Consider the following 16,685-nt stretch of genomic DNA (forward strand, 5'->3'; position numbering starts at 1 on the left):
GGGCACATGATGGAGTGAATGGGCCTTCACCGGGATAGTGTTCAGCCTTAAGCATTTATCACGGCGCAGGGACAAGGCAGCACATTGGTACAGAGATCATCAGGGTCCGGGGTCGCGGAGAACAAGGCCGGCAAGTGGCATACCTTCAACGAGAAGTTCGTGGTGGAGGAGCGCTACGTTGACGTGGCGGACCGGCGCGGGCTTTACCGGGCGTCGGTCATCCTTTCCGTCGTGGGGCTGGCGCTCTTTATCGCCATCCTTGTCAGCGTGGTGCAGTCCACTGGATTGCACGCGATGGACGAACCCATCCATGACTGGCTGGTGACCACCCGTTCCGGTGCCCTCACCGCCTTCATGATCTTCCTGGCGGTGTTTTTCGGCCCCATCGCGCTTCCCATCATTGTCCTGGTGGTGGTCGTCGTCTGGGGCGTCGCCGCCAAACATGCCTGGCGGCCCATCCTGCTGGCATCCGCAATGCTGGCAGGGGTGATCGTGTCCCAGATCATCCTCCACATCGTGCAGCGCTCGCGGCCGCCTGTGGACCAGATGTTGTTCGGAGCGGACCAGACGTTCTCGTTCCCGTCCGGCCACGTCCTGGGTGCCTGCGACTTCCTGCTGGTGGGTGCATACCTGATCGTCTCCCGGCGGAGGAGCCGCCGGGCTGCCGTCATCGGATTCGCCGTTGCCGCCGTCGGAATCATCCTGGCCATTTCCAGCCGCCTTTACCTGGGCTACCACTGGCCCACTGACACCTTGGCGTCCTTCTCCCTCTCGCTGATGATCCTCGGCGGAGTCATCGCCCTGGACACGTGGCGGACGGCCAGGATCGAAGGTGAACCGATCACCGGGGAGCTCTCCAAAGGGGAATCACCGCGGGAGTGAACCGGCGCGACGAACCGCTTCCCTTCCTGCCCCGCTAAGGCCTGGACTGCGCCCGTTTCAGTGCCCGGTGCAGTTTCAGGTTTGCTGCCTCCAACTCCAGGACCTTGGCGACACCGGCGAGGTTCAGGCCCTCCTGGAGGAGTTCGCCAATCCGGAGCAGCACCGCGATGTCCTCTGCACTGTATTGGCGCGTGCCGCCTGCGGTCCGGGCGGGCGTCAGCAATCCTTTGGCCTCGTACAGCCTGATGTTCTGCTGTCCGGTGCCCGTCAGTTCCGCCGCTACCGAGATCGCGTACAGTGCGCGCGGGCCGGGGGAGCGGCCGGGCCGGCCGCCCGCAGGTTCCGTCATGGGTTCTCCCAAAAATCCGCCGAAAAGGGTCTTGCCCGATTTTCCCACTGGTGCTATAAAAAATCTACATTCACCACCATAGATACGTTGATGGTGGATGGCCGGATATCCGACACCTTGAAGCTGAAGGAGTGGGAAATGATGTTGATGCGTACGGACCCGTTCCGTGAGCTTGACCGGCTCGCGCAGCAGGTTTTGGGAACCGCCGCCCGCCCGGCAGCCATGCCGATGGACGCCTGGCAGGAAGACGGCGAATTCGTGGTGGCGTTCGACCTTCCCGGCGTGGACGTGGACTCCGTGGACCTGAACGTGGAACGGAACGTCCTGACAGTGCGGGCCGAACGCCGGGACCCCACCCAGCCCAACGTGGAACTGGTGGCGTCCGAGCGTCCACGCGGCGTGTTCAGCCGCCAGCTGATCCTTGGCGACACCCTGGATACTGACAGGATTAAGGCCGCTTACGACCAAGGCGTGCTCACCCTGCGGATCCCGGTTGCCCAGCAAGCCAAGCCGCGAAAGATCGAGATCCAGACCCAACAAGGCGGTATGCAGCAGATCGACGCCTAGGAGCCGTGGCGCTGTGCCGGCGTCCTTGCCTTCGGGTGGGGACGCCGGCGGCCATTGGCGGGCACAGAGGACTTCATCCAAGGAGGCGGAAACCCCATGAGTGAGTGGCGGCGCTACGATTCACCGCTGATTCCTGCATTCCATGAGCGCTTCGAGCAGCGGTGGGGGCCGGGAACCGCGCCGTTTTTGGACCCGGAGGCCCATGAGCAGCCCATGCCGCGGGCGCAATGGATCAATCCGGCCACCGGTGCTGCCTTGGCGGTGGTCCCCATCTGGACTGCCGATGAGGCGCAGCAACGGTCCTTCGGTGTGTTCTACCTCCCGCCGGCCGGCGATATCTGGGTCCTGCGGCCGGGCTACACCGGGTACCTGGAACCGTCCGACGGCGACACGGAGCATCTGGTGACCCTGCGCAATGACGCCTTCCGCAAGGCGGTGGCGCACGCCAAGGAGTTCCTCTTCGGCTCGCAGTAGCCAACGTGCCGGGTCAAGGGAGTTGCTGCTCGTCAGCCGGTCCCTGCTGTGTAATCCTGAGACGTACCCGAACCACCGCAACAAAGGCTGGCCTCCATGCACAAATCCGCCAAGGACCTCGCAGCGCTTATCCCCCCGGGGTTCACGCTTGGCGTCGCCACCGCAGCTTTCCAGATTGAAGGGGCGCTGGACGAAGACGGCCGCGGCAAGTCCGGCTGGGAGGTGTTCGCTGCCAAACCGGGGATGATCATTGACGACCACAGCCCGGCAGTCTCCACGGACCACTACCACCGCATGCCGCAGGACGTGGCCTTGCTGAAGCAGCTGGGCGTGGACTCATACCGTTTCTCGTTCTCCTGGCCCCGCATCCAGCCTGGCGGAACCGGGCCGGTAAACCGTGCTGGCCTGGCGTTCTACGACCGGCTCCTGGACGAGCTCCTGGCCAACGGGATCTCGCCCATGGCCACCATCTACCACTGGGACACGCCGCTGGAGCTGGACGAGGCGGGTGGCTGGATGAACCGGGACATGGCCTACCGGCTGGGGGAATATGCCGGCCTCGTGGCCGACGCGTTCGGCGACCGGGTGGCACGGTGGGTCACCATCAACGAACCGGCAACGGTGAGCGCCAACGGCTACTCGCTGGGAGTGCATTCTCCTGGCAAGGAGCTGGCCTTGGGGGCATTCCCCACCGTCCACCACCAGCTGCTCGGCCACGGCCTGGCGGTCCAGGCCCTCCGTGCCGCGGGGGTGCCGGGAGAGATCGGCATGACCAACGTTTATTCACCCATGGTGCCGAACTCCATCAACCCGCTGGACAAGCTCAGCGCCGGCCTCATGGACCTCGGCCAGAACCGGCTGTACGCGGACCCGGTCCTGACCGGCAAGTACCCTGACCTGATCCGGGCGGCCAAGTTCTTCAGCTCCTTCGAGCATCCCGAGGAGGACATGCAGATTATTTCGCAGCCCCTGGATTTCTACGGGTTGAACTATTACATGCCCACCAAGGTCGCCGTGGGGCCCGGCAGTGGAGCGGTGCCACCGAGCATGGCGGAGGCGATGGGGAGCGACCTCAACGCAGGCGGAGGTGCCACACCGTTCCACGTCGAGGCGTGGCCTGAAGCGGACATCACCGCCTACGGGTGGCCGGTCAAGCCCGAGTACATGGCGGTCGCCCTGAAGGAGATGGCGGAGCGGTACCCCAACCTGCCTCCGGTGATCATTACCGAGGGTGGTGCGAGCTTCGAGGACATCATTGTCCGGGACAAGTCCACCAATACCAGGTTCATTCCGGATGAGCGGCGGCTGAAGTACATTTCCGACCACCTTGAGGCCGCCTTGAAGGCCACGGCCCCTGGCGGGGAGGCCGAATCGGTGGACCTCCGCGGCTACTACGTCTGGTCCTTCCTGGACAACTTCGAATGGTCCGCCGGGTACAAGCAGCCGTTCGGCCTCCTGCATGTGGACTTCGAAACCCTGGAGCGGACGCCCAAGGCCTCCTACTTCTGGTTCCAGGAGCTCATCGAAGAACGCGACCTCGCCTTGGCTGCGGATGCCGCCATCGCCCAGGCCGTCGTACCGGAGGTCCTGGACGGCAGTGAAGCGCCCGACGACGGCGCGGCGCTGGGTGCCAGCGCCTAGACGGTGCGGGGCTGGGCCGGTTCCGGGTCAGCCCCGGAGCAGGTCCAGCATGGCCAGCTGCTTGGCGATGCCTGCCCCGTCCGGGGAGTAGATCCACGGAACCCGTGATGAGGTATGGTCACCGTCTTCGGAGTGGCCGCCGGCGAACACCGATTCGCTGACGGACAGCTGCCGGATGGCGATGGCCGCCACTTTGTCGGCGTTTTCCGCGGCGAACGCCGAATAGATGGCTTCATCGTGCTGCCCGTTGTCACCGATCAGGAGCCACCGCATGTCCGGGAATTCCTGGGCCAGCCGCTCCAGGTTCCGCCGCTTGTGTTCCTGGCCGCTCCGGAACCAGCGGTCCTGGGTCAAGCCCCAGTCCGTCAGGAGCAGCGCGCCCTTGGGGTACATGTTGCGGGTCAGGAAGCGCCCCAGGGTGGGGGCCGCATTCCAGGGGCCGGTGGAGAGGTAGATGACGGGGGCGTCGGGATGCTCGATGGTCAGCCGGTCCAGCAGCACCGCCATGCCCGGAGTGGCCATCCGTGCCCGTTCGCTGAGCACGAAAGTGTTCCACAGCGCCAGGAACGGCCGGGGCAGCGCGGTCACCATGACGGTGTCGTCGATGTCCGAGACGATTCCGAACTTCACCTCCGGTGCGATTACCTGGATCAGCGCCTCGGCCGGTTCGGTTCCCTCCGCGCGCAGGACCGCCGTGTGCCAGCCGGGGGAAAGCTGGACGTCCACTTCGGTGTCGATCAGGCCGCCCCGGTCCGCGGTCATGTGGGTGACGACGTCGCCGATGGTGATCTCGACGTCGGAAAACTGCAGCGGCACGCCGGTGAAGGCACGCCAGCCGCGGATGTTCTGGTTGCCGACTTTCGCTTCCTGCTCCGCCCGGCTTCCCGGCAGCGGCTTCTGCGTCAGCAGCACCCGGCCCAGCACACGTACCCGGGCGGTGGAACCGTACCCCTGGTAGGCGATGGTCTGCGGGACGAAATCCCAGCGCTTCGCCAGCCGGATTCGCAGGCTGTTGACCGCGTCCGAGACCCGGTGGGCCAGCCGGAAGGCCTGGTTCCCGGAGAGCGCGTACTGGGCCAGCACCGCCTGCGTGGGCTTGCGTGCGTACTTCCGGGCCGGATGCTGGGGAGCCGTGTCCATGGCACCACTCTGCCACAGCGTGGAGTATGGATCAGCCGGCGCCGAGGATCCCGCGCAGTGTTTCGGCGTTGCGCACGGCGTTCCCGCCGCCGTCGTTGTTGAAGTACGCGTAGACGTCGAGGCCACCGCTGTCCCATTCGCGGATCCGGTCCGCCCACCAGTGCAGGTCGGCCTCCGAGTATGAGCCGCCATACAAATGCTCGTGGTCGGGACCGTGCAGGCGGACATAGGTAAATGGCGCGGTGGCGCGCAGGATGCACGGCAGGTTGGCGCCGCTCATGATGCAGTAGGCCGCCTGGTGCCGCTCCAACAGGGAAAACACCTCCGGGCAGTCCCAGCTGGGGTGCCTGAACTCAACGGCAACCCGGATCCACTCCGGAACCGCTGCCAGGAAGTACTCCAGCCGTGCGTCATCGCGGCCCAACTGCGGCGGCAGTTGGACCAGGAGCACCGCCCGTTTATCCCCCAGTTCGTGCCAGCACCGGGCGATGCGTTCCACCCAGACTTCCGGTGCGTACAGCTTGCGGGCGTGGGTAAGGCCGCGGGGAGCCTTGACGGACATGCTGAAACCGGGTGGCAGCCGCCTGTTCCAGCCGGCAAAGGTGGTGTCGCGGGGCCACCGGTAGAAGCTGGCATTCAGTTCAACTGTGCTGAACCTGGCGGCATACCGCTGGAGCCGGTCCCGGACCGGCAGGCCGGGCGGGTACAGGACGTTCTCCCAATGGTCGTAGCTCCAGCCGGAGGTACCGATGTGTACTGCCATTCTTCGATGTTCCTACAGTGTTGTGTGGCAGGGTAATGCCATGGCGCGAATTGAGGATTATGCGGTCGTCGGCGACCTTCACACGGGTGCCCTCATCAGCAAGGAGGGTTCGATCGACTGGCTCTGCCTGCCGCGGTTCGATTCGCCTGCGTGTTTCAACGCTTTGCTGGACTCGCCGGACGCCGGGCGATGGCTGCTGGCTCCGGAAGGCGGTGGTACCTGCACCCGCCGAAGCTACCGCGACGGAAGCCTGATCCTGGATACAGAGTGGGAGACACCGGACGGAACGGTGCGCGTCACAGACTTCATGCCGCCCCGCGATTCGGTGGCCGACATCGTCCGGATCGTCGAGGGCGTCAGTGGCAGCGTAAAGATGCACGGCGAGTTGGTGCTTCGCTTCGACTACGGGCATATCGTGCCCTGGGTGCGCAAGGACAAGCGTGGCCTGCACGCCATCGCCGGCCCGGATGCCGTCTACCTGGTGACCCCCGCACCCTTGCATGGCGAGAACATGCATACCGTCAGCGACTTCACGGTCCACGCGGGCGAGAAAGTGCCGTTCGTGCTGACTTGGGCTCCCAGCCATGTGGGCCGGCCGGTGTCGGTCGAGTCGGAGAAAGTCCTGCGCAGCACGTTCGAGTTCTGGCAAGGCTGGTCCTCCCAATGCACGGTCCAAGGGAAGTACCAGGATGCCGTGGTGCGCTCCCTGGTAACGCTGAAGGCCCTCACCTACGCCCCCACCGGGGGGATCGTTGCCGCTGTCACCACATCACTGCCCGAACAGCCGGGCGGTCAACGCAACTGGGACTACCGCTACTGCTGGCTGCGGGACGCCACCATGACCCTCCAGGCGCTGCTGGCTGCCGGGTACAAGGCCGAAGCGGCCGCCTGGCGGGACTGGTTGCTCCGTGCTGTGGCGGGAGACCCCGCGGACCTGCAGATCATGTACGGGATCCACGGTGAGCGGCGGCTGCCGGAGATGGAACTGCCTTGGTTGAAAGGCTACGAGAATTCCGCCCCGGTGCGGATCGGCAATGCGGCGGCCGAGCAGTTCCAGCTGGACGTGTGGGGCGAGGTCCTTGACTGCCTGGCGCTGACCCGGAACTCCCTGCTCAAGCACACGGACGAGGCCTGGGACGTCCAGATTGCCTTGATGGAGCACCTGGAGACCATCTGGGACCAACCGGACAACGGACTCTGGGAAATGCGGGGGCCCCGCCGGCACTTCACGCACTCAAAGGTCATGGCATGGGTGGCCGCGGACCGGATGGTGAAGGGCGTCCGGGACTCCGGGCTGCCGGGGCCGGTGGAGCGCTGGGAGGCGTTGCGGGACCGGATCCGGCAGGACATCCTGGCCAACGGCTACGACGCAGAGCGCAACACCTTCGTCCAGTCCTATGGCCGGCCTGAGCTGGACGCCAGCCTTCTGTTGATTCCCCGGGTGGGCTTCCTGCCCCCGGACGATCCCAAGGTGGTGGGGACCATCGAGGCGATCCAGCGGGAGCTGACCCAGGACGGGTTCGTGCTCCGGTACCGGCCGGAACAGAGCGACGACGGCCTGCCGGGGGACGAGGGCGTTTTCCTGGCCTGCTCGTTCTGGCTGGTGGAGGCGCTCCTGGGCGCCGGACGTCATGAGGAGTCACGGGCACTGTTTGAACGGTTGCTGGAACTGCGCAATGATGTGGGGCTGCTGAGCGAGGAGTGGGCTGTCAAAGCAGGCCGCCAGTTGGGTAACACGCCGCAGGCGTTCAGCCACTTCGCCCTTGTGACTAGCGCGCTGGAGCTGCATCAGGATACGGTTCGGCGCAGCGACGCTCCCATTCCGCCGGAAGGGGCGGACTCGCGCTGAGGCGGCGCGGGCCGGGGCCGCAACTTCTCCTTCGCAGGATAGATAAGTATACTTACTAACACCTCATGGAGTGCTCCCCAGCACAATGCCGTGATTGACGGAGGAGTGATAGTTGTGGCCGGATTTTTTGAACTCGTGGATGCCCCTGACGGCGGATACCGGATCAGGATGATGGACGGAAGCGGGAACCTGATGGCCATTTCAGTGACTTTCCCGACCAAACGGGCGGCCGTCGCAGGCGTTGCCATGGCCAGGGAGATCGCGGGAACGGGACTTATCCGGGACAAGAGCCTGGACGGTGCGGGATCCGTGATCCGGGAGCGGGTGCGGCCTGTCAGCTCCCCTAAAGAAGACGCAGCGAAACGGAAGAAAGCGCCGGATGTGCGGCGGACGGCTGTCGGCTGATGCCCGGCGCCTCTTCCCCGCCTGACAATGCACGCAAGGGTGTCCTTTTTGACGTTGACGGGACGCTGATCGACTCTTCCTATATCCACACCCTCGCCTGGTGGGGCGCGTTCCGCCAGTATGGACACGATGTCCCCATGGCGGCCATCCACCACTTTGTCGGCATGGGCGGCGCCCGCCTGGTGGACAACCTCCTGCCGCAGGACCGTGACCGCTCCGAAGACGACGACATCATGGCCAGCCACGGCGCCCTGTATGCCTCGCACTGGCCCTCGCTGCGTGCCTGCACAGGGGCAAAGGAGCTCCTGGAGCGATGCCACGCGGACGGCCTGGCGGTGGCGCTGGCTTCCTCGGCCCGGGAAAAGGACTTGCAGGTAATGCGTTCCGTGCTGGACGCGGACGCCGTCATCGATGCCGCCACGAGTTCCAACGACGCCGAGGAAAGCAAGCCGGCGCCGGACATCCTCGTTGCGGCCCTTGAATCCCTCGGTATTGACGCCGTGAACGCCGTCTATGTCGGTGACGCGGTGTGGGACATGAAGGCTGCTGCGGCGCTGGATATTCCCGCGATCGGCGTTACCTGCGGCGGAATCAGCGCGGCGGAACTCCGGGACGCGGGCGCCGTCGAGGTCTATGGAAGCCCCCGCGACCTGCTGGAGAACCTTGGCTCAAGCGCCATTGGCCGGCTGTTGGCGCGCCAGGACCACTGACCAGGATCACTGACGCGCCTCCGCACCCGGGGTGCGCGCCTAAGTGAGTTTCACCTGGCGGTTCATGTCCTTGTACAGCAGGTAGCGGAACTCGCCGGGTCCGCCGGCGTAGCAGGCCTGCGGGCAAAACGCGCGCAGCCACATGAAGTCACCCGCTTCCACCTCCACCCAGTCGTTGTTCAGCAGGTACATGGCCTTGCCCTCCAGGACGTACAGGCCGTGCTCCATGACGTGGGTTTCAGGGAACGGGATCACCCCGCCGGGCTGGAACGTCACGATGTTCACCTGCATGTCGTGGGCGAGGTCGTTGGAGTCCGTGAACCGGGTGGTCTTCCAGACGTCATCCGTGTCCGGCATGGACGTGGGCTCCACGTCCTTCTCGTTGGTGACGAAGGACTTTGCTTCGTATCCTTCGAGGCGTTCGTAGGCCTTGCGGATCCAGTGGAAGGACACGACGTCGTCCGAAACGTTCTCCAGGCCCCACTCCGAACCCGCGGCCAGGTAGGCGTAGCCGCCTTCCTCCAGCGGGTGCAGTTCGCCATCCAGGGTGAGGTTGACCTTGCCGCGGGTTACAAAGATGACGCCTTCTGCGCCGGCCTCGAACTCGGCCTTGGGAGCCCCGCCGCCCGGGCCGATTTCCACGATCAGCTGGGAGAAGGTGGTGGCGAAGCCGGAGATCGGACGGGCAATGATCCAGGACCGGGTGTTCGAAAAGCCGGGGAGGTTGGACGTGACGATGTCCGTCATGACGCCCTTGGGGATCACCGTGTACGCCTCGGTCACGATGGCGCGCTCGGTGGTCAGGTGGGTCTGTGGCGGGAGTCCGCCGGTGGGGGAGTAGTACTTGCCCATGAGAGGGATCCTTTGCCTAGGAGTTGGAAGTGGTGGCGAGCCGAGGATGCGCCAGGCCGGTCAGCTGTGGAATTCCGACGCCGGCAAGCGCCTGGACTTCCTCGGCACCGACGGCGCCGCATTGGACTCCGCGGAGCACGAACGCGGCCAGGGCCCGGGCGGTGGCGGGCTCGTCCATGACGCCGCCTTCGGTCCGTTCCACGTAGTTGCGCAGCCGGGCCGCCGCGGCGGGCAGGCCCTCGCGGTAGAAGGCGTAGGTGGCTGCGAAGCGGCTGGCCAGCTGGGCCGGGTGCAGGTCCCAGCCCTGGTAGTAGCCGCGCTCCAGCGACCGCCGGACCAGCCTGCCGTGCAGCTGCCAGGCGTTCTCCACGTTGTCGCCCACCGGGATGATGTTGGTGGACCCGTCGGAGAGCCGGATGCCGGTACCGGCCACGGCCAGCTGCATGACTTCCTTGGCGAAGTCGGCCACCGGGTGCTCCATGGACTGGTACTCCGCGGAGATCTGCAGCGAGGCCGAGTAGTCGTACGTGCCGTAGTGCAGGCCGCTGATCCGGCCGGGAACGGCGTGCGGCAGCTGCGCCACCGGCGAGGTTCCCTCCGGGCCCAGGATCAGCTGCGGGGTTTCCACCTGGACTTCGAACCGCAGCCGCCCCGCGGGCAGCGAGTGGACTTCCTCCAGGCGGGACACCGCGTAGTCCATCGCCAGGACCTGGGCAACGGTGGTCACCTTCGGCAGGGTCAGCACCAGGCCGTCCGGCAGTTCTCCGGCGGCGGCAAGGCCGGAGATGAACAGGTCCAGAGTCCGCAGGCCGCGGGCCCGTGTGGCGGCCTCGAAGCACTTGAAGCGGATGCCGATGAACGGGGGAGCGGACCCGGCCGCGACCGCGCCGGCCACGGCGGCCGCCGCGGACGCCGCGGCGGCGTCCTCAGCGTCCTCGCCGCGGTCCCCGAAGCCGTCTTCGAAGTCCAGCCGCAGGTCCTCGATCGGCTCCGCAGCCAGCTTGGCCGCCACACGGGTGGCTACCGCTCCTGCCAGGCCTTCGTCCTGGCCCAGGAGCCGCCCCAGCGTTTCGAAGCCGCCGTGCGCATCCGCCGTCGCGGTTGCCTGGGTGCCCCAGTCCGCTGCGAACGACGACGTGAAACGGTCCGCGGGCACGTACACGGTGTGCACGGGCTGGCGTGAGCCGTCGTCACCGGGGTAGTTCTGCTCCAGCAGCCGGTCCGTGGCGGCCAGCTGTCCGTCGATGTGCGCGAGGTCCGCGGCTGAAAGGGAGGGCTTGGGTGCTGCCATCTCAGCCCACCAGTTCGTAGGCGGGGGTGGTGAGGAAGTCCGTGTAGCCGTCCGAGAGGCAGATGTCCGCGATCAGGTCGCTGGCAGGCTGGTAGTAGCGGCGGAACGCCTCGTCGCCGAACTCGGTCCGGAGCCGCTCCGTTTCCTCGCCCAGGATCCGTTCCACCAGCTCCTTGGTCACCGTGTTGCCTGTGTCCGCCAGGATAGACTTGTTGCGGATCTGCTGCCACACCTGCGAGCGGGAGATCTCCGCGGTGGCGGCATCCTCCATCAGGTTGTGGATGGCCACTGCGCCGTTTCCGGACAGCCACACCGCCGTGTAGGCCACGGCCACGTAGAGGTTCAGGCGCAGCCCGGCCTCGGTGACCTGGCCGTCGGCGGAGGAGACGTCGAGCAGCTGCTCCGCCGTGACCGATACCTCCGGGCGCTGCTTGTCCACCTGGTTCGGCTTGTCGCCCAGCACGGAGTCGAAGACCTCCCGGCAGGTGGAGACCAGGTCCGGGTGCGCAACCCAGGAGCCGTCGAAGCCGTCGTTGGCCTCGCGGGTCTTGTCCGCCCGCACCTTTTCGAACGCGGCTTCGGTCACTTCCGGGTGGCGCCGGTTGGGGATGACCGCGGCCATGCCGCCCATGGCGAATGCGCCGCGCTTGTGGCAGGTCTTGACCAGGAGCTCGGTGTAGGCGCGCATGAACGGGGCGGTCATCGCCACGGAGGCGCGGTCCGGGAGGACGAATTCCTCGCCGGCATCGCGGAAGTACTTGATGATGCTGAAGAGGTAGTCCCAGCGGCCTGCGTTCAGGCCCGAGGCGTGGTCCCTCAGTTCGTAGAGGATTTCGTCCATCTCGAAGGCTGCCGGGATGGTCTCGATCAGGACCGTTGCCCGGATGGTGCCCTGGTGCAGGCCCAGGTAGTCCTGGGCGAACACGAACACGTCGTTCCACAGCCTGGCCTCAAGGTGGCTCTCCATCTTGGGCAGGTAGTAGTAGGGGCCCTGGCCGTTGAGCACCAGCTGCTTGGCGATGTGGAAGAAGTGCAGTCCGAAGTCCACCAGGGCACCCACGGCGGGTTCGCCGTTGAGCAGCAGGTGTTTCTCCTGCATGTGCCAGCCGCGGGGCCGTGCCACCACGACGGCCAGCGGCGCGTCGGTGCGGAGCCGGTACTCCTTGCCTTCATCCGAGGTGTAGCTCAGGGTGCCCTGGGCGGCGTCCCGGAGGTTCAGGATGGCGTCAATGACGTTGGCCCAGGTGGGGGTGCTGGCGTCCTCGAGGTCCGCCAGCCACACCTTGGCTCCGGAGTTCAGGGCATTGATGGCCATCTTCGCCGGTGAGGCAGGCCCGGTCATTTCCACCCGGCGGTCCTGCAGGGCGGCGGGTGCGGGCGCAACTCTCCAGTCGCCGTCGCGCACGTCCTGCGTCTCCGGCAGGAAGTCCAGCTTGCCGGTCTCTGCCACCTGCTGCCGCTTGGCGGCGCGGGCCGCCAGAAGCTCGTTGCGGGTGCCGGCGAACCGGTTGTGGAGCTCCTCCACGAAGGCCAGTGCCTTGGGGGTGAGGATCTCCTCAGCGCGGTTGATCGGCCGGGGATCTGTGACGGTGATGGCCATTTCTGGTCCTTTCCTTGTGCGGGAAGTCGGGCGGTCAGGCGGAGGCCAGTGCTGCCACCGGCTCCTTGGCGGAATCGGCGGGAACGGCAGCCGTTGCCACGTTCGAGGCGTGGGCCGCGGCCGCGACGGCTGCCGCGACGTTGGCGGTCACGTGCGGGTCGAAGATGCTCGGGATGATGTAGCTGGCATTGAGCTCATTATCATTCACCCGGTTGGCGATTGCCTCCGCGGCGGCCACCAGCATTTCCGGGGTGATGTCGCTCGCTCCGACGTCCAGGAGCCCGCGGAAGAGTCCCGGGAAAGCGAGGACGTTGTTGATCTGGTTGGGGAAGTCGCTGCGGCCGGTGGCCACGACGGCGGCGTGCCGGGACGCGATGGCCGGGTCCACTTCGGGGGTGGGGTTGGCCATGGCGAAAACGATGGAGTCCTTTGCCATGGAGGCCACGTGCTCTTCGCCGAGGATGTTCGGGGCGGACACTCCGATGAAGACGTCCGCGCCTGCCAGGGCCTGGTGCAGGCTGCCGGAGAAACCCTCCTGGTTGGTGTTTTCAGCGATCCAGGTGCGGTGCGGATCGTTGTAGGTCTCGCCCTGGTGGATGGCACCCGAGCGCCCTGCCGCCACGATGTGGCGGGCGCCCTGGGCCTTGAGCAGCTGGATAATCGCTGAGCCCGCGGCGCCGACGCCGGAAACCACGATCTTCACGTCCTCGATCTTCTTGTCCACCACACGCAGCGCGTTGACGAGTGCCGCGAGGGTCACGATGGCGGTGCCGTGCTGGTCGTCGTGGAACACCGGGATGTCCAGTTCCTCGCGCAGGCGGGCTTCGATTTCGAAGCAGCGCGGCGCGGCGATGTCCTCCAGGTTCACGCCGCCGAAGACGGGGGCCAGGAGCTTGACGGTGCGGATGATTTCCTCGGTGTCCTGGGTATCGAGGCAGACCGGCCACGCGTCCACGTTGGCGAACTGCTTGAAGAGGGCGGCCTTGCCTTCCATGACCGGGAGGGCGGCGGCGGGGCCGATGTTGCCCAGGCCAAGCACTGCGGAGCCATCGGTGACGACGGCGACGGTGTTGCGCTTGACGGTCAGGTTGCGGGCGGCGGCGGGGTCTTCGGCGATGGCCAGGCAGACGCGGGCCACGCCGGGGGTGTAGGCGCGCGACAGGTCGTCGCGGTTGCGCAGCGGGACCTTGGGGACCACTTCAAGCTTGCCGCCGAGGTGCATCAGGAAAGTGCGGTCCGAGACGTGCTGGACGGTGACCCCGTCGAGGGCGTTGAGGGCGTCCTTGACCCGCGCGGCGTGGGCGTCGTCGGTGGTGTTGCAGGTGACGTCGACGACGAGGGTTTCGTGGTGGGACTCGGTGACGTCCAGTGCGGTGATTGCGGCGCCGGCTGCTCCGACGGCTGCCGCGAGTTCGCTGGTGGCGCTGAAGCTCGACGGTGCTTCCACGCGCAGGGTGATCGAATTTCCGGGGCTGGGGTTCGCCATTGAATGTCCTCCTGTTAGGCCTTGTCCGGCTTCTGCTCTGATCCGAATATTTTCGTATTATGGATATTATTATCTACTTTATGGAAACACAACCCCTTCGCGATGTGACTGCCGAGGGACATCGCCGCGCGTCCTGCCGTGCTGTATGTTGGGTGGTCTAAGCAACTCTTTTCACGATGCGGATAAGAGTTGTCGGATTCCGAGCCATAGGAGACAACGGAATGGCAGAAAAAGCCTCCGGCGGAGTGCAGTCGGTGGAGCGCGTCTTCGAGCTGCTGGAGCTCATCACGGATGCCGGCGGCGACGTCACGCTCAGTGAACTGTCCTCGTCGACCGATTTGCCCCTCCCCACCATCCACCGCCTGCTCCGCACGCTGGTATCGCTCGGCTACATCCGCCAGCTGCCCAACCGGCGCTATGCCCTGGGTCCCCGGCTGATCCGGTTGGGCGAAGGCGCCAACAAGCAGCTCGGCGCCCTGGCCCGCCCCCAGCTCAAAACCCTGGTGGACCGCCTGGGGGAGACCTCCAATATGGCCGTGCTTGATTCGGACATGGTGATCTACGTGGCCCAGGTCCCTTCGCTGCACTCCATGCGCATGTTCACGGAGGTGGGCCGGCGCGCCCACACCCACGCCACCGGCGTCGGCAAGGCCATCCTGGCCCAGCTTGACGACGACACCGTCCGCGGCATCGTGGCCCGCGCCGGAATGCCCACCCCCACCGCCAAGAGCATTGGCGACGTCGAAGAACTCCTGGCCGACCTCAAGCTCATCCGCGAACGGGGCTACTCCATCGACGAGGAGGAGCAGGAGCTCGGTGTCCGCTGCTTTGCGATGGCGGTGCCCAACGCCCCCACGCCCACCGCGATCTCGGTGTCCGGCCCGGTGTCCCGGGTGGACGAAAACTTCGCCGACAAGGCCGTTCCCGTCCTCCGCGAGGCCGCCGAGGCCATCTCCCGCGAGCTCAACCGCACTTGATACTGCGGAACTGCTGACGACGACGGCCCGCACCTTCGCTGGAAGGTGCGGGCCGTCGTCGTTCGCTGTGTCCTTGCTAATGCTCCGATGCCTTTTCGGCTGAGTCGATCCGGACTTCCTTCCCGTCGCAGTCGATGAGCTTGCCGTTCTCGAACCTGTCGCCGTCCGCCAGGGAACGGAGGGCCTCCGCCTTGACCAGCCGCTCGGTGCCAGCGACGAAGACGGACTGGTTGTCCGAATTTCCAGCCCGGAAGTGGTTGAAGAGAAGGTTCAGCAGGATGGCCATGACGGCCGCGGAGCTGATGCCGGAGTGGAAGATGGTGCCGAACCAGGACGGGAACTGGTCGTAGAACGTGGGTGCGGCTATGGGGATCATCCCGAAGCCGATGGATGCGGCCACCACGATCAGGTTCATGTTGTTCTTGTAGTCCACTTTGGACAGGGTCCGGATGCCGCTGGCTGCGACCGTGCCGAAGAGCACCACGCCGGCACCGCCCAGGACGGGCGTCGGCACCGCGGCCACCACCCGGCCAAGGACGGGAAGCAGCCCGAGGACCACCAGGATTACGCCGCCGGCGCTGACCACGAACCTGCTCTTGACGCCGGTGATGGCCACCAGGCCCACGTTTTGGGCGAAGGCGCTCTGGGTGAAGGAGTTGAAGAGGGGCGAGACGGCGCTGGACAGCATATCCGCGCGCAGGCCGTTGCCGATCCTCTTGGAGTCCACCTTGGTGCCCACGATCTCGCCCACCGCGATGATGTCCGCGGACGTCTCCGTGAGGGTCACCAGGATGACGATCAGCATGGAGACGATGGCTGCGATCTCGAATGTGGGGGGTCCGAAGGCGAAGGGGGTGGGAAAGGCGACAATCTCGCCCTGGCCCACCTTGGAGAAGTCGGTCATGCCGAAAACCAGGGCGATGAGGGTGCCCAGGACCATGGCAAGGAGGATGGAGAGCCGGGAGATGGCCGCACTGCCCACCTTGCTCAGGAGCAGGACAATGCCCATGGTGCCGGCGGCGAGGCCGATGTTGGCCACGCTGCCGTAGTTCGGAGCCTTGTTGTTGCCGCCCATGGCCCAGTTGGCAGCCACCGGCATCAGCGTCAGGCCGATGGTGGTGATCACGGTTCCGGTCACCACCGGCGGGAAGAATCGGATGATCTTCGAGAACAGCGGGGTGATCAGCAGGCCGATCAGGGAGGCTGCGATGACGGATCCGAACACCGCCTGGATCCCGCCGCCGCCGTGCACGATGGCCACCATGGTGGAGACACCGGCAAAAGACACGCCCTGCACCAGCGGCAGCTGCGAGCCGAAGAACGGAATGCCGACGGTTTGCAGGATGGTGGCGAGGCCGCCGACGAACAGGCAGGCGGCGATGAGCAGGCCGATGTCCTGGGAGTTCATTCCCGCGGCGGCACCGATGATCAGGGGAGGGGCAATGATGCCGCCATACATGGTCAGGACGTGCTGGAAGCCGTAGGCAAACATGCTTCCAACGGGGAGCCGCTGGTCCTCGGGACGGGCAGGCCGTGCGCCTTTTCCAGCGGCTGCGGCGGCAAGTTTCTTCTTGGTGTTCATGGCAGACTTTCTTGGTTCATGGCAGACGTCATCGTCTGGCTAACTGGTGTCTGGCTAACAGGTGTTGTGAAGATGCGGGAGTGGTGCCGGGTTTGGCTTCGACAGGCTCAACCACCG

16 protein-coding genes are annotated in these 16,685 nt (G+C 66.0%); 8 read left to right on the forward strand and 8 right to left on the reverse strand.

Annotated elements, in window-relative coordinates; all coding sequences use genetic code 11:
• Positions 1-84: 84 nt before the first annotated feature.
• Positions 85-882 carry a phosphatase PAP2 family protein gene (locus tag QRM95_RS15550; protein WP_285248437.1) on the forward strand — a complete coding sequence of 266 codons (798 nt, stop codon included), beginning with the start codon at positions 85-87 and terminating at the stop codon, positions 880-882.
• A gap of 34 nt (positions 883-916) precedes the next feature.
• Here the strand turns inward: QRM95_RS15550 and QRM95_RS15555 are convergent, their stop codons facing one another.
• The gene (locus tag QRM95_RS15555; protein WP_285248438.1) at positions 917-1,231 is read right to left on the reverse strand and encodes a MerR family transcriptional regulator; all 315 of its coding nucleotides are present in this window, start codon (positions 1,229-1,231) and stop codon (positions 917-919) included.
• A gap of 141 nt (positions 1,232-1,372) precedes the next feature.
• Between QRM95_RS15555 and QRM95_RS15560 the strand changes: the two genes are divergently transcribed.
• From QRM95_RS15560 to QRM95_RS15570, 3 genes are all read left to right on the forward strand, one after another.
• Positions 1,373-1,798 carry an Hsp20/alpha crystallin family protein gene (locus QRM95_RS15560; RefSeq protein WP_285242758.1) on the forward strand — a complete coding sequence of 142 codons (426 nt, stop codon included), beginning with the start codon at positions 1,373-1,375 and terminating at the stop codon, positions 1,796-1,798.
• 96 nt (positions 1,799-1,894) lie between these two features.
• The gene (locus QRM95_RS15565; RefSeq protein ID WP_285248439.1) at positions 1,895-2,272 is read left to right on the forward strand and encodes a hypothetical protein; all 378 of its coding nucleotides are present in this window, start codon (positions 1,895-1,897) and stop codon (positions 2,270-2,272) included.
• A gap of 96 nt (positions 2,273-2,368) precedes the next feature.
• Positions 2,369-3,913: a glycoside hydrolase family 1 protein gene (locus QRM95_RS15570; RefSeq protein WP_285248440.1), complete on the forward strand. Its 1,545-nt coding sequence runs from the start codon at positions 2,369-2,371 to the stop codon at positions 3,911-3,913.
• A gap of 27 nt (positions 3,914-3,940) precedes the next feature.
• Here QRM95_RS15570 and QRM95_RS15575 read toward each other — a convergent pair whose 3' ends face one another.
• Positions 3,941-5,053 carry an App1 family protein phosphatidate phosphatase gene (locus QRM95_RS15575; protein ID WP_285248441.1) on the reverse strand — a complete coding sequence of 371 codons (1,113 nt, stop codon included), beginning with the start codon at positions 5,051-5,053 and terminating at the stop codon, positions 3,941-3,943.
• Positions 5,054-5,084: 31 nt separating this feature from the next.
• Entirely contained in the window at positions 5,085-5,816 is a 732-nt protein-coding gene (locus tag QRM95_RS15580; RefSeq protein WP_133831725.1) for a DUF72 domain-containing protein, read from the reverse strand.
• A gap of 40 nt (positions 5,817-5,856) precedes the next feature.
• On the opposite strand from QRM95_RS15580, the gene QRM95_RS15585 reads away from it, so the two are divergent.
• The 3 genes from QRM95_RS15585 (at position 5,857) to QRM95_RS15595 (ending at position 8,780) form a co-directional block, all read left to right on the forward strand.
• Positions 5,857-7,665, forward strand: coding sequence for a glycoside hydrolase family 15 protein (locus QRM95_RS15585; RefSeq protein WP_285248442.1), 1,809 nt, complete (start codon positions 5,857-5,859; stop codon positions 7,663-7,665).
• A 114-nt stretch (positions 7,666-7,779) separates the two neighbouring features.
• The gene (locus QRM95_RS15590) at positions 7,780-8,070 is read left to right on the forward strand and encodes a hypothetical protein (protein WP_285248443.1); all 291 of its coding nucleotides are present in this window, start codon (positions 7,780-7,782) and stop codon (positions 8,068-8,070) included.
• The gene (locus QRM95_RS15595) at positions 8,070-8,780 is read left to right on the forward strand and encodes an HAD family hydrolase (protein WP_285248444.1); all 711 of its coding nucleotides are present in this window, start codon (positions 8,070-8,072) and stop codon (positions 8,778-8,780) included. Before QRM95_RS15590 ends, QRM95_RS15595 begins: the two co-directional genes overlap by 1 nt.
• A 39-nt stretch (positions 8,781-8,819) precedes the next feature.
• Here the strand turns inward: QRM95_RS15595 and QRM95_RS15600 are convergent, their stop codons facing one another.
• The 4 genes from QRM95_RS15600 to QRM95_RS15615 are packed head-to-tail and all read right to left on the reverse strand — an operon-like array spanning position 8,820 to position 14,009.
• Positions 8,820-9,632 (reverse strand): bifunctional allantoicase/(S)-ureidoglycine aminohydrolase, encoded by an 813-nt coding sequence (locus QRM95_RS15600; protein ID WP_285248445.1) that lies wholly within the window; start codon positions 9,630-9,632, stop codon positions 8,820-8,822.
• Between the two features lie 16 nt (positions 9,633-9,648).
• Positions 9,649-10,923 carry a DUF6986 family protein gene (locus QRM95_RS15605; RefSeq protein ID WP_285248446.1) on the reverse strand — a complete coding sequence of 425 codons (1,275 nt, stop codon included), beginning with the start codon at positions 10,921-10,923 and terminating at the stop codon, positions 9,649-9,651.
• A gap of 1 nt (position 10,924) precedes the next feature.
• Positions 10,925-12,523: a malate synthase A gene (gene aceB / locus QRM95_RS15610; RefSeq protein WP_285248447.1), complete on the reverse strand. Its 1,599-nt coding sequence runs from the start codon at positions 12,521-12,523 to the stop codon at positions 10,925-10,927.
• A gap of 34 nt (positions 12,524-12,557) precedes the next feature.
• Positions 12,558-14,009: an NAD-dependent malic enzyme gene (locus QRM95_RS15615; RefSeq protein ID WP_285248448.1), complete on the reverse strand. Its 1,452-nt coding sequence runs from the start codon at positions 14,007-14,009 to the stop codon at positions 12,558-12,560.
• Between the two features lie 221 nt (positions 14,010-14,230).
• Between QRM95_RS15615 and QRM95_RS15620 the strand changes: the two genes are divergently transcribed.
• Positions 14,231-14,986, forward strand: coding sequence for an IclR family transcriptional regulator (locus tag QRM95_RS15620; RefSeq protein WP_018761057.1), 756 nt, complete (start codon positions 14,231-14,233; stop codon positions 14,984-14,986).
• A gap of 76 nt (positions 14,987-15,062) precedes the next feature.
• Here QRM95_RS15620 and QRM95_RS15625 read toward each other — a convergent pair whose 3' ends face one another.
• Positions 15,063-16,568: a nucleobase:cation symporter-2 family protein gene (locus QRM95_RS15625; protein ID WP_285248449.1), complete on the reverse strand. Its 1,506-nt coding sequence runs from the start codon at positions 16,566-16,568 to the stop codon at positions 15,063-15,065.
• Positions 16,569-16,685 lie beyond the last annotated feature (117 nt).

Origin of the sequence: Pseudarthrobacter sp. efr-133-R2A-89 (genome assembly GCF_030209315.1) — a bacterium.
Lineage (GTDB): Bacteria > Actinomycetota > Actinomycetes > Actinomycetales > Micrococcaceae > Arthrobacter.

What these genes read in the sequence shown, in the direction of transcription:
- aceB (WP_285248447.1), bottom strand. Translation starts at nt 12,523, where the DNA reads ATGGCCATCACCGTCACAGATCCCCGGCCGATCAACCGCGCTGAGGAG.
- QRM95_RS15625 (WP_285248449.1), bottom strand. Translation starts at nt 16,568, where the DNA reads ATGAACACCAAGAAGAAACTTGCCGCCGCAGCCGCTGGAAAAGGCGCA.
- QRM95_RS15575 (WP_285248441.1), bottom strand. Translation starts at nt 5,053, where the DNA reads ATGGACACGGCTCCCCAGCATCCGGCCCGGAAGTACGCACGCAAGCCC.
- QRM95_RS15570 (WP_285248440.1), top strand. Translation starts at nt 2,369, where the DNA reads ATGCACAAATCCGCCAAGGACCTCGCAGCGCTTATCCCCCCGGGGTTC.
- QRM95_RS15605 (WP_285248446.1), bottom strand. Translation starts at nt 10,923, where the DNA reads ATGGCAGCACCCAAGCCCTCCCTTTCAGCCGCGGACCTCGCGCACATC.
- QRM95_RS15620 (WP_018761057.1), top strand. Translation starts at nt 14,231, where the DNA reads ATGGCAGAAAAAGCCTCCGGCGGAGTGCAGTCGGTGGAGCGCGTCTTC.
- QRM95_RS15585 (WP_285248442.1), top strand. Translation starts at nt 5,857, where the DNA reads ATGGCGCGAATTGAGGATTATGCGGTCGTCGGCGACCTTCACACGGGT.
- QRM95_RS15595 (WP_285248444.1), top strand. Translation starts at nt 8,070, where the DNA reads ATGCCCGGCGCCTCTTCCCCGCCTGACAATGCACGCAAGGGTGTCCTT.
- QRM95_RS15600 (WP_285248445.1), bottom strand. Translation starts at nt 9,632, where the DNA reads ATGGGCAAGTACTACTCCCCCACCGGCGGACTCCCGCCACAGACCCAC.
- QRM95_RS15580 (WP_133831725.1), bottom strand. Translation starts at nt 5,816, where the DNA reads ATGGCAGTACACATCGGTACCTCCGGCTGGAGCTACGACCATTGGGAG.
- QRM95_RS15615 (WP_285248448.1), bottom strand. Translation starts at nt 14,009, where the DNA reads ATGGCGAACCCCAGCCCCGGAAATTCGATCACCCTGCGCGTGGAAGCA.
- QRM95_RS15560 (WP_285242758.1), top strand. Translation starts at nt 1,373, where the DNA reads ATGTTGATGCGTACGGACCCGTTCCGTGAGCTTGACCGGCTCGCGCAG.
- QRM95_RS15555 (WP_285248438.1), bottom strand. Translation starts at nt 1,231, where the DNA reads ATGACGGAACCTGCGGGCGGCCGGCCCGGCCGCTCCCCCGGCCCGCGC.
- QRM95_RS15565 (WP_285248439.1), top strand. Translation starts at nt 1,895, where the DNA reads ATGAGTGAGTGGCGGCGCTACGATTCACCGCTGATTCCTGCATTCCAT.